The organism is Actinomadura logoneensis (assembly GCF_003428695.1).
Taxonomy (GTDB): Bacteria; Actinomycetota; Actinomycetes; order Streptosporangiales; family Streptosporangiaceae; genus Spirillospora; species Spirillospora logoneensis.
In genome coordinates this window covers 1-11,125 of sequence record NZ_QURH01000995.1, presented here as the reverse complement: position 1 = coordinate 11,125, position 11,125 = coordinate 1, and the positions used below count along the sequence as shown (strand labels likewise).

General features: G+C 73.7%; 11 protein-coding genes. 4 read left to right on the top strand and 7 right to left on the bottom strand.

Annotated elements, in window-relative coordinates:
* From DZF91_RS34085 to DZF91_RS34060, 6 genes are all read right to left on the bottom strand, one after another.
* Positions 1-364: hypothetical protein (locus DZF91_RS34085; RefSeq protein WP_199487087.1), on the bottom strand; the 364-nt coding region annotated here is incomplete at its 3' end.
* The gene (locus DZF91_RS34080; protein WP_117361153.1) at positions 361-654 is read right to left on the bottom strand and encodes a Na(+)/H(+) antiporter subunit B; all 294 of its coding nucleotides are present in this window, start codon (positions 652-654) and stop codon (positions 361-363) included. The genes DZF91_RS34085 and DZF91_RS34080, both read right to left, overlap by 4 nt.
* A gap of 7 nt (positions 655-661) precedes the next feature.
* Positions 662-1,051: a monovalent cation/H(+) antiporter subunit G gene (gene mnhG / locus DZF91_RS34075; protein ID WP_199487086.1), complete on the bottom strand. Its 390-nt coding sequence runs from the start codon at positions 1,049-1,051 to the stop codon at positions 662-664.
* Complete coding sequence (locus DZF91_RS34070; RefSeq protein WP_117361152.1) at positions 1,048-1,308, bottom strand: monovalent cation/H+ antiporter complex subunit F; 261 nt, start codon at positions 1,306-1,308, stop codon at positions 1,048-1,050. The genes mnhG and DZF91_RS34070 overlap by 4 nt, the downstream gene beginning before the upstream one ends.
* Positions 1,305-1,898 carry a Na+/H+ antiporter subunit E gene (locus tag DZF91_RS34065; RefSeq protein WP_199487085.1) on the bottom strand — a complete coding sequence of 198 codons (594 nt, stop codon included), beginning with the start codon at positions 1,896-1,898 and terminating at the stop codon, positions 1,305-1,307. Before DZF91_RS34065 ends, DZF91_RS34070 begins: the two co-directional genes overlap by 4 nt.
* Before the next feature lie 6 nt (positions 1,899-1,904).
* Positions 1,905-3,698, bottom strand: coding sequence for a thiamine pyrophosphate-requiring protein (locus DZF91_RS34060; protein ID WP_117361151.1), 1,794 nt, complete (start codon positions 3,696-3,698; stop codon positions 1,905-1,907).
* A 110-nt stretch (positions 3,699-3,808) separates the two neighbouring features.
* Here DZF91_RS34060 and DZF91_RS34055 point away from each other — a divergent pair, with 110 nt between their 5' ends.
* Genes DZF91_RS34055 through DZF91_RS34045 form a run of 3 tightly spaced genes read left to right on the top strand, consistent with a single transcriptional unit; the run spans position 3,809 to position 8,878 of the window.
* Positions 3,809-6,754 carry an FAD-binding and (Fe-S)-binding domain-containing protein gene (locus DZF91_RS34055; RefSeq protein ID WP_117361150.1) on the top strand — a complete coding sequence of 982 codons (2,946 nt, stop codon included), beginning with the start codon at positions 3,809-3,811 and terminating at the stop codon, positions 6,752-6,754.
* Entirely contained in the window at positions 6,751-7,833 is a 1,083-nt protein-coding gene (locus DZF91_RS34050; RefSeq protein ID WP_117361149.1) for an enolase C-terminal domain-like protein, read from the top strand. Before DZF91_RS34055 ends, DZF91_RS34050 begins: the two co-directional genes overlap by 4 nt.
* A 46-nt stretch (positions 7,834-7,879) precedes the next feature.
* A complete protein-coding gene (locus DZF91_RS34045) occupies positions 7,880-8,878 on the top strand; it encodes an SDR family oxidoreductase (RefSeq protein ID WP_117361148.1) in 999 nt (332 codons plus the stop codon).
* Here the strand turns inward: DZF91_RS34045 and DZF91_RS34040 are convergent.
* A complete protein-coding gene (locus tag DZF91_RS34040) occupies positions 8,833-10,605 on the bottom strand; it encodes a glycoside hydrolase family 15 protein (protein WP_117361147.1) in 1,773 nt (590 codons plus the stop codon). The two genes, DZF91_RS34045 and DZF91_RS34040, sit on opposite strands and share 46 nt — an antisense overlap.
* Before the next feature lie 163 nt (positions 10,606-10,768).
* Here DZF91_RS34040 and DZF91_RS34035 point away from each other — a divergent pair, with 163 nt between their 5' ends.
* Positions 10,769-10,942 (top strand): hydrophobic protein, encoded by a 174-nt coding sequence (locus DZF91_RS34035; protein WP_117361146.1) that lies wholly within the window; start codon positions 10,769-10,771, stop codon positions 10,940-10,942.
* Positions 10,943-11,125: the final 183 nt, after the last annotated feature.

Below are 11,125 nucleotides of genomic sequence, written 5' to 3'. Positions count from 1 at the left end.
GGCGGGCGGCGCGCTCGCCGCCGCGCGGGGAGCCGCCCGGGTCGTCCTCGGCCTGCTCGCGGCGGCCGGCGGTCTCCTCCCCCATCGTGCCGGTCCGCGGCTCCCGCGGCCGGGTCAGCACGATCACGCTGATCACGGCCGCGAGCAGCAGGAACGTCTCGCCGAAGGTGTCGAAGCCGCGGGTGCCGTAGACGACCTCGTTGACCGGCTCGGTGAGCTTCCACTCCGGCAGCGCCACGTCCAGCGCGTGCCGGGCCATCGCGGGCAGCGGCGCGTGCTCCCGGGGCGCGGCCAGCAGGCCCGCCGCCAGCAGCGCCAGGAACCCCGCGGTCAGGACGGCCCCGGCGACGGCGCGCCGGCTCATCGCTCCGGTTCCTTCCTGCGGTCGGTGCCCGCCGCGCTGGGATCGTCCTCGGGGACGTCCGTGCGGGTCTTGCCGATGGCGATCAGGTAGAGCGCGGGGAGGGCGATCGCGCCGACGACCAGCTGGGCGTGCGCGACGTCCGGCGCGCCGAGCACGACGAACAGCAGGCCGAGCAGGACGCCGACCGACGACAGCGCCATCACCGCGCCGTTCAGCGACCGGATCCGGACGGTCAGCACCCCGCCGGCGAGGATCAGCGCGAGGACGAGGTAGTCGAGCACCCAGAACATCCGCGGCTCACCCCCGCCGCTTCCCGGAGCCGTCCCCGCCCCGGCCATCGCCGGGGTCGCCGCTCTTCTTCGCGGCGTCTTCGAGCGACTCGTCCTGGACGGCTCCGTGCCACATGGGGACGCCGGTCCGGTAGGCGGCGCGGGCGAGCGCGTGCGCGGCGACCGGGTTCAGCACGCCCAGCAGGGCGACGATGAGCAGGGCGCGCGCGCCGTACTGGCTGAACGCGCCCTCGCCGATGACCAGCGCGGCCAGCGCGGGCAGGACGCCCATCGTGACGGTCTTGGACGAGCACTGGATGCGCGTGTAGACGTCCGGCATGCGCAGGATGCCCACGGCCGCGGACAGCGAGAAGAACAGCCCGACCAGGGCCGCCCCGGCGACGAGGACCTCCCTCACAGCAGCCCCCGTTCGAGGTAGCGCGCCCAGATGATCGTCCCGAGGTAGCCGAAGGACGCGGGCCACAGCGCCGCGTCCAGGTAGCCGGTGCGGTCGGCGTAGGCGGCGAAGAACAGCAGCGCGAGCATCGCCTGGGTCGTGAGGGCGTTGAGGGCGACGATCCGGTCGCAGGTCGTCGGCCCGAGCCCGAGCCGGACGGTCAGCAGCGCCGCCACGGCCGCCTCGGCGATCGCGACGACGAGGTACAGCGTGCTCATCGGCCCGCCCGGGAGCCGCTCGGAGTCCCCGGCCGCTCGTCCGTCCCGTCGCCGGCCCCGCGGGCGCGCCGCAGGATGCGTTCGACATGCTCGTTGATCGTCTCGGGACGGTCCGGGACGGCGACCGCGTGGTACTGGAGCAGGCCGCGCCGGGTGTCCAGGTCGACGAGCTGGTTGTCCACGATGACCGAGGTGAGCAGGGCGACCGTGGTGACGCCCGCGTCGCCGCGCTCACGCGTCGGCACCACGACCATGCCGCTGCGCAGCGGCCGGGACGGCGCCCAGATCCGCCGGGCCAGCCGGACGTTCGCGACCACGATCCACCAGGCGGTGTGGACGAGCAGTTCCCCGGCGGCGCGCAGGCGGCGCGGCCGCAGCAGCGCCCAGGGCCCGGCCGCCTTACCCAGCGGCGCGACCAGCAGCCCGGCGGCCGTGGAGGCCGCCACCCCGATGAGCAGTTGCTCGGCGGTGAACTTCCAGGTCAGCAGGATCCAGACGAGGAACGCCCAGGCCGCCGGAGCGGCGGCCCGGCGTCCGGCCCGGCAACCGGCCAGGACGCCCAGGCGGAACCGTCCTCGCGGCGCGGCCACGGGGGGTCAGCCCTTGCCGGAGCGGGAGAAGACCTCCTGGGCCTTGGCGCGCAGTCCCTTCTTGACGACGCCGGACGCGTCCGGGTCGCCCTTCATGATCGCCTCGGCGGCGTCCTTGAGCTGCGAGAAGTCCGCGTGCGGCGGGATGGGCGGGACGTCGGGGTCGCACCGGACGTCCAGCACCACCGGCCGGTCGGCGGCGAGGGCGCGGTCCCAGGCGGGGCCGATGTCCTCGGGCTTGTCCACGGCGATGCCCTCCAGCCCGATGGAGGTCGCGAAGGAGGCGTAGGAGACGTCCGGCAGCACCTGGGACTCCTCGAACTTCGGCGAGCCGCCCATGGCGCGCAGCTCCCAGGTGACCTGGTTGAGGTCGTTGTTGTGCAGGACGGCGATGACCAGCCGCCGGTCGCTCCACAGCTCGTGGTAGCGGCGGATGGTGATGAGCTCGGCGAGCCCGTTCATCTGCATCGCGCCGTCCCCGACCAGCGCCACCACCGGCCGGTCCGGATGGGCGAACTTCGCGCCGATCGCGTACGGGACGCCCGCGCCCATGGTCGCGAGGGTGCCCGAGAGCGACCCCCGCATCCCGTGCCTGAACTTCAGGTCGCGGGCGTACCAGTTCGCCGCCGAGCCCGAGTCGGCCGTGACGATCACGTCGTCCGGCAGCCGCGAGGACAGCTCCCACGCCAGGAGCATCGGGTTGATCGGGTCGGCGGGCACCTTCGCCTGCCGCTCGACGGTGTCCCACCAGCGCGAGACGTTCTTCTCGACGGTCTTCCGCCACGACCGGTCGTCCTTGCGGCGCAGCTTGGGGATCATCGCGCGCAGCGTCTCGGCGGCGTCCCCGACCAGGTTGGCCTCGGTCGGGTAGCGCATGCCGATGAGCCGCCCGTCCACGTCGATCTGGACGGCGCGGGCCTTCCCGAACTCCGGCATGAACTGGCTGTAGGGGAAGTTGGAGCCGACGATCAGCAGCGTGTCGCAGTCGCGCATCAGCTCGTACGACGGCCGCGTGCCGAGCAGCCCGATGGAGCCGGTCACGTAGGGCAGGTCGTCCGGCAGGACGTCCTTGCCGAGCAGCGCCTTGGCCACCCCTGCGCCGGTCAGGTCCGCGACCTCCATCACCTCGGCGGCGGCGTCGCGCGCGCCCTGCCCGACCAGGACCGCGACCTTCGACCCGGCGTTGAGGATCTCGGCGGCCCGGTCGATCTCCCGGTCCGGCGCGCGGGTCACCGGCCGCACCAGGCCCGGGACCGACGACGGGACCTGCTTGAACGCGTGCTCGGGCGGCTGGTACTCCTCCTCCTGCAGGTCGGCCGGGATGATCACGGCCGTCGGGGTGCGCTCGGCCATGGCGATCCGGAGTGCGCGGTCGAGCAGGTTGGGGAACTGGGACGGGACCGACGCGGTCTGCACGTAGGCGGCCACGTCCTTGAACAGCGTCTGGAGGTCCACCTCCTGCTGGTAGTTCCCGCCCATCGCGCTGCGCGCGGTCTGCCCGACGATGGCCACGACGGGCACGTGGTCGAGCTTGGCGTCGTAGAGCCCGTTCAGCAGGTGGATCGCGCCGGGACCGCTGGTCGCCATGCACACGCCGACCTGCCCGCTGAACTTCGCGTATCCGACCGCCTCGAACGCCGACATCTCCTCATGGCGGCTTTGCACGAACTTTGGCTTGTTGTCGGCCCTGCCGAGCGCGGCGACCAGCCCGTTGATGCCGTCCCCCGGATAGCCGAAGATCTGCTCGACGCCCCACTCCCGCAGGCGCTCCAGGACATGGTCGGCGACTTTCGCGCCCATGGCGGCTCCCTTCACTCGTCCTCCCCCGAGCCGTTCCCCGCGACAATGCTTGAAACCCCCACGCTCGGCCCTCGCATGCTTGAAGCCCGCCGACTGGGTACGGGACCGACATGGCCATCGGCACCGTGCACAAGACCGAGCCCCGGACGACCCTCCAGGAGGACCTGGCGGCGGAGGTGGACGGCGAAGTGCGGTTCGACGCGGGCTCCCGCGCCGCCTACGCGCACGACTCGTCCAACTACCGGAGGCCGCCGATCGGGGTGGTGGTGCCCCGGAACGTGGAAGCGGCCGTGGCGGCCGTGCAGGTCTGCGCCCGCCACGAGGTCCCGATACTGTCCCGCGGCGGCGGGACGAGCCTGGCCGGGCAGTGCTGCAACGAGGCCGTCGTCATCGACTGGTCGAAGTACTGCCACCGGCTCCTGTCGTGCGATCCGGACGCCCGGACGGCCGTGGTCGAGCCCGGCATCTGCCTGGACGACCTCAACCGGCGGCTGAGCCGCCATCGGCTGATGGTCGGGCCGAAGCCGTCCACGCACGACACCTGCACCATCGGCGGGATGATCGGCAACGACTCGTGCGGCGCGTCCGCGCAGGCGTACGGCAAGATGACCGACTCGGTCGTCCGGCTGGAGGTGCTCACCTACGACGGCCTGCGGATGTGGGTGGGCGAGACGTCCGACGAGGAGTACGCGCGGATCGTCGCCGAGGGCGGGCGGCGCGCGGAGATCTACCGCGAACTGCGCAGGCTGCGAGACGACAACCTCGCGCTGATCCGCACCCGGTACCCCGACATCCCGCGCCGCGTGTCCGGCTACAGCCTCGACCAGCTTCTGCCCGAGAACGGCTTCAACCTGGCCCGCGCCCTGGTCGGCTCCGAATCGACGCTGGTCACCGTGCTGCGGGCGGAGATCTCGCTGGTGCCCGTCCCGTCCTACCAGTCGCTGGTCGTGCTGGGCTACGACGACATCGCGACGGCGGGCGACGCCGTCCCGGAGATCGCCGCCTGCGAGCCGCTGGCGCTGGAGGGCATGGACGACTACCTGCTCGACCTCGCCAAGTCCCAGCATCTGGCCGACGACGAGACGCTGGAGAAGATGCCGAAGGGCGCGGGCTGGCTGATGGTCCGCTTCGGCGGCGACACGCAGGCCGAGGCCGACGGGAAGGCCGAACGGCTGATGGAGACCGCGGCCCGCTCGTCCACCCCGCCGCACCGCGGTTTCGTCCACGACCCCGCCGACGAGCAGCGGCTGTGGCGGGTGCGCGAGGCCGGGCTCGGCGCGACCGCCTATCCCCCGCACCGCCCCGACACCCACGAGGGCTGGGAGGACGCGGCCGTCCCGCCCGACCGGCTCGGCGACTACCTGCGCGACTTCCAGGCGCTCGTGGAGGAGTTCCACTACGACCCCGTGACGCTGTACGGGCACTTCGGGCAGGGCTGCGTGCACACCCGCATCCCCTTCGACCTGTCCGACCGGGAGGGCGTCGAGCGCTACCGCGAGTTCGCGCGGCGGGCCGCGAAGCTGGTCTGCGACTACGGCGGCTCGCTGTCGGGCGAGCACGGCGACGGGCAGTCCCGCGGGGAGCTGCTGCCGCTGATGTTCGGGGACGAGGTCGTCGCGCTGTTCGGCCGGGTGAAGGGGATCTTCGACCCGGACCACCGGATGAACCCGGGCCGGGTCGTGGACCCGCTCCCCCTGGACAAGTACCTCGACCTGCCCGGATACCACCCGAAGCGGCAGTATCTGCACTTCTCCTACCCCGAGGACGACGGCCGGTTCATCCACGCCGCCGCCCGCTGCGTGGGGATCGGCAAGTGCCGCTCGACGTCCGGCGGGGTGATGTGCCCGAGCTACCGCGCCACCCGCGAGGAGGAGCACTCCACGCGCGGCCGGTCCCGGGTGCTCCAGGAGATGATGCGCGGCGAGGTCGTCCGGGACGGCTGGCGCTCCACCGAGGTCCGCGACGCCCTCGACCTGTGCCTGGCCTGCAAGGGCTGCAAGAGCGACTGCCCGGTCAACGTGGACATGGCGACGTACAAGGCCGAGTTCCTCGCCCACCACTACGAGCGGCGGCTGCGGCCGATGTCGCACTACACGATGGGCTGGCTGCCCGTCTGGGCCCGGCTCGCCGCGCACGCGCCCGGCGTGGCCAACACCGCGCTCGGCCTCCCGGGGCTCGACCGGATCGTCAAGCGGCTGGGCGGCATCGACGAGCGCCGCGAGCTGCCGCGCTTCGCGCCCGAGCGGTTCACCGACTGGTTCCGGCGGCGTCCGCCCACGATGACCGGGGACGGCCCGGCCGTGGTGCTGTTCCCCGACACCTTCACCAACTCCTTCCACCCGCACATCGCCAAGGCGGCCGTCCGCGTCCTGGAGGCCGCCGGGTACCGGGTGCGGGTGCCGTCCAACCCGGTGTGCTGCGGCCTGACGTGGATCTCGACCGGGCAGCTCGGCCGCGCGTCCAAGCAGTTGCGCCGCACCGCGCGGATGCTCGCTCCCGCCGTCCGCGCGGGCGTCCCGGTCGTGACCCTGGAACCGAGCTGCACCGCCGTGCTGCGCTCCGACGCGCCCGAGCTCCTGCCGGACGACGAGAACGTCGCACGCGTCCACGACGGGACGCTGACGCTGGCCGAACTGCTGGACGAGCACCAGGAGGCCGAGGGCGGGACGTCCCCGGTGGCGTCCCACGACGTCGTCGCCGGGCTCGACCGCGAGCCGGTGACCGCGCTCGCCCAGCCGCACTGCCACCAGCACGCGGTCATGGGCTTCGACGCGGACACCCGGGTGCTGCGCCGCGCCGGCGTGGACGTGGACGTCCTCGACGTCGGCTGCTGCGGCCTCGCGGGCAACTTCGGCTTCGAGCGCGGCCACTACGACGTGTCGGCCACGATCGCCGAACAGGGGATCTGGCCCGCCGTCCGGAACGCCGACCCCGGCACCGCGATCCTCGCCGACGGGTTCTCCTGCCGCACCCAGATCGAGGCCGGGACCGACGCCCGGCCGCGGCACCTCGCCGAGGTCCTGGCCGACCTGCTGCCGGAGGAGCGCCCGTCATGACCGCGGTCCGGGCGTCCGCCTACACCGTCCCGACGGACGCCCCCGAGGCCGACGGCACGCTCTCCTGGACGTCCACGACCCTGGTGCTCGCCGAGGCGGAGGCCGAGGGGCACCGCGGCACCGGCTGGACGTACGGGCCGGCGCCGATCGCGCGGCTGGTCGAGGACACGCTCGCGCCGGTCGTCAAGGACGTCGGCGTGCTCGACGTCCCGGACGCGCACGAGCGGATGTGCCGCGCCGTCCGCAACACCGGACGCCCCGGCGCGGCGTCCATGGCGATCTCCGCCGTGGACTGCGCGCTGTGGGACCTCAAGGCCCGGGTGCTCGGCGTGCCGCTGCACCGGCTGTTCGGCGCCGTCCGCCCGGACGTGCCCGTGTACGGCTCCGGCGGCTTCACCACCTACACCGACCGGCAGACCACCGCCCAGCTCGAACACTGGGCGGGCGAGCTGGGCATCCCGCGCGTCAAGATCAAGATCGGGGAGTCGTGGGGCGCCCGGGAGGAGCGCGACATGGCCCGCCTGCGCCTCGCCCGCCTCGCGATCGGCCCGGCCGCCGAGCTGTACGCCGACGCCAACGGCGCCTACTCGGCCAAGCAGGCGGTCCGGGTGGCGCGGGCCGCCGAGCACGTGGGGCTGCGCTGGTTCGAGGAGCCGGTGTCGTCCGACGACCTCGCCGGGCTGCGCACCGTCCGCGACGCCGTGGAGTGCGAGGTCGCCGCCGGCGAGTACGGCTACGACCTGCCCTACTTCCGCGACCTGCTGCCCGTCGTGGACTGCCCGCAGGCCGACGTCACCCGCTGCGGCGGGTACACCGAGTTCCTGCGGATCGCCGGGCTCGCCCGCGCCTTCGGCCGCGACCTGTCCGGGCACTGCGCCCCGCACCTGCACGCGCCCGTCCTGGCGGCCGTCCCGAACGCCCGGCACATCGAGTGGTTCCACGACCACGTCCGCATCGAGTCCCTGCTCTTCGACGGGTGCCTCGGCCCGGAGGGCGGGACGGTCCGTCCACGCGACGACGCGCCGGGCCACGGCCTGGCGTTCCGCCGCGCGGACGCCGAGGAGTTCCGCGTCGCCTGAGCCGGGGAGGACGCCCCGGCAGGCGCCGTACAGCGAAGGGGAGGCCATGAAGGTCGTCGTAGTGACAGGAGCGACCGCGGGGGTGGGCCGCGCGGCGGCCCGCGCGTTCGCGAAGGAGGGGGCGAAGGTCGCCCTCGTCGCCCGCGGACGGGCCGGGCTCGAGGGGGTCGCGAAGGAGCTCGGCGGGCACGGGTTCCCGGTCGAGGCCGACGTCGCCGACTTCCGGCAGGTCGCCGAGGCCGCGCGGACGGTGGAGAAGGAGCTCGGCCCGATCGACGTCTGGGTGAACTGCGCCTTCACCTCGGTCTTCGCGCCGTTCACCGAGATCGACCCGGAGGAGTACCGGCGCATCACCGAGGTGACCTACCTCGGGTACGCGCACGGCACCCGGGCGGCCCTCGACGTGATGCGCCCGCGCGGACGCGGCGTGATCGTCATGGTCGGTTCGGCGCTGGCGCACCGCGGGATCCCGCTGCAGTCGGGGTACTGCGGGGCCAAGCACGCCATCCAGGGCATGTACGAGTCGCTGCGGTGCGAGCTGCTGCACGACAAGAGCGGCGTCCAGGCCACGATGGTGCACCTGCCCGCCGTCAACACGCCCCAGTTCGGGTGGGTGCGGTCGCGGCTGCCGCGCAGGCCCCAGCCCGTCCCGCCGATCTACCAGCCGGAGGTGGCGGCCGAGGCGATCGTGCACGCCGCGAAGAACCCGCGCCGCCGGGAGTACTGGGTCGGGATGTCCACCGTCCTCACCCTGCTCGCCGACCGGGTCGCGCCCGCGCTGCTCGACCGGTACCTGGCCCGCACCGGCTACTCCAGCCAGCAGACGTCCGAGCCGGCGAAGCCGGTGGAGGGCAACCTGTGGGAGCCGCGGGACGAGACCGAGGACGAGGGCGCGCACGGCCGGTTCGACAGCCGGGCCCACGGCCGCAGCCCGCAGGTGTGGCTCAGCCGGCACCGCCGCGCCGCCACCGGCGCGGGCCTCGCCGCCGCGGCGCTGGGCTACCGCGCGGCGAGGCGGGTGGCGGCCTCCAGGAAGAGCGCGTGAACGAACGCCTGCGGCAGGTTCCCCCGCACCTGCCGCTGGCGGACGTCGTACTCCTCGGCGAACAGCCCGGTCGCGCCGCACGCCGACCGGGCCCGCTCGAACTGCCCGACGGCCATTTCCCGCTCGCCGTGCCGGAAGTCGGCCATCGCCAGCATGAACCCGCAGAGGGTGAACGCGCCCTCGATCTCACCGAGCGGCTTGCGGGCGACGCGGTACCGGTAGACGAAACCCTCCTGCTCCAGCTCGGCGCGGACCCTGCGGTAGGTGGCGGTCATGTGCGGGTCATCCGGCGGGAACGCGCCGCGCAGGGCGGGCAGCAGCAGGGCCGCGTCGACCCGGTCGTCGTCGGCGGCGCGCTGCCAGCCGCCCCCGTCGTCCAGGGACGTCCTGGCCGTCTCGCTGAGGATGCGGTCGGCGAGCCGCTCCCAGTCCGCCCGGTCCCCGCGGGCGGCCAGCAGGGGCGCGGCCCGCCGCAGGCCCGCGACGCAGGCCAGGCGCGAGTGCGTCCAGCAGCGCGGCTCGGTCTCCCAGACGCCGTAGTCGGCCTCGTGCCACCGCTCCCCGATCGCCCGGACGGCCGCCGCGGCGGCCTCGGCGATGTGCGCGTCCACCCGGTCGTGCCGGGCCGCCGCCGCGAACAGCAGCAGCGCCTCGCCGAACACGTCCAGCTGGAACTGCCCGGTCACCCGGTTGCCGTAGACGGCGTCCGAGCCGGGGTACCCCGGCAGCCCGGCCGGATGCTCCGCCGGCACCGGCCCGCCCGACACCGTGTAGGCCGGACGCATCCGCGCGCCGTCCTCGGCGAGCCGGTCCGCGACGAACCCCGTCGCCGCGTCCAGCAGGGCGAGCCGTCCGCCGTGGGCGGCCACCGCCTGCCCCGCGATGCACTGGTCGCGGATCCACGCGTAGCGGTAGTCGAAGTTCCGCGTCCCCGCCAGGTGCTCGGGCAGCGAGGTCGTCGCCGCGGCGGCCATCCCGCCGCTGGACGACGTCAGGCCCGTGAGGACGGCGTAGGCGAGCCGGGCGTCCCGGGGCGCGATGGTGTCCGAGCAGTCGGGGATGCGCGCCTTCCAGTCGACGCGCGTCTGCTCCCACAGCTCGTCGGGCGTCCCGAGCCCGCCGGAGGCGCCGGAGGCCCCGGGCGGGCCGTCCACCGGACGGGTCGACAGCTCCAGGACGAGGTCGCGGGTCTCCCCCTCGCGCAGGTCGAAGTCGAACGTCAGCGGCCGGCCGGAGGCCGACTCCGGGGCTCCGGTCCAGCGGAAGTACACGTCACCGGCGCGTCCCGTCCAGGAGCCGTCCGCCCAGGAGTCGTCCGCTCCCGACCCCTGCGGCGCGGGAACGGCCGTCCAGCGGCACTCGCCGCCGGGCAGGCCGAGGCGCACCCGGACCGTCGCCGTCCCGCCGACGCAGCGGATCCGGCGCAGCACGACCGTGCGCCCGGTCTCCGCCGGGCCGCCCAGCGCCTCGTGGCACTCGACGACCCCGCCGGGGACGACCCACCGGCTCCGCCAGACGAGGCAGGCGTCCTCGTAGTAGCCGCCCCACACCCGCCGCTCTGCGACCGGGCAGACGACGTAGGTTCCCGGGCCGCCGAGGAGCCCGGCGAACACCGGGGGCGACTCCCAGGAGGGGAAGCACATCCACGCGAAGTCCCCGTGGGGGCCGATCAGCGCCCCTCGCTCCCCGTCTCCCACGAAGGCGTAGTCCCGTAGCACATGAAGCATCCGGTGCCTCTTCCCCCAGAAGCGCCGACCCAACGGACAAACGCCGTCCGGGCCGCCGTGATCCCTACTGAAAAGAGTGTTGCCGATCTCATGCATAAACCAGGAACCAAGGGTATAGAGAGACCACCACAAGCCAATCAAGTGAAAGGGATGTGAGACCGCTATGGCGCTCATCATCGCCGTCCTTCTGCTGGCGCTACTGCTGGGCGGCCTGGGGTTCGCCGTCCACGTCCTCTGGTGGATCGCACTGATCGTCCTGGTCATCTGGCTCCTGGGCTTCGTCCTCCGGGCCGCCGACGGAGCCGGTGGCGGCCGTCGCCGCTGGTACCGATGGTGACCGCGGCCTTCCATCCGTAGCGGCACCGCGGGCCGGGGCGATCTTCGCCCCGGCCCCGCCCGTGTCCATTCCCCGGCCCCGTCCCACCGGTACCGAAATGGGTGTCCCGGGGGTGTCGATATCAATTCGACCCGTGCGCGTTTAGAGGCCCGAAAACTTGGAAGAAGCCCGCGGGGCCCGGCT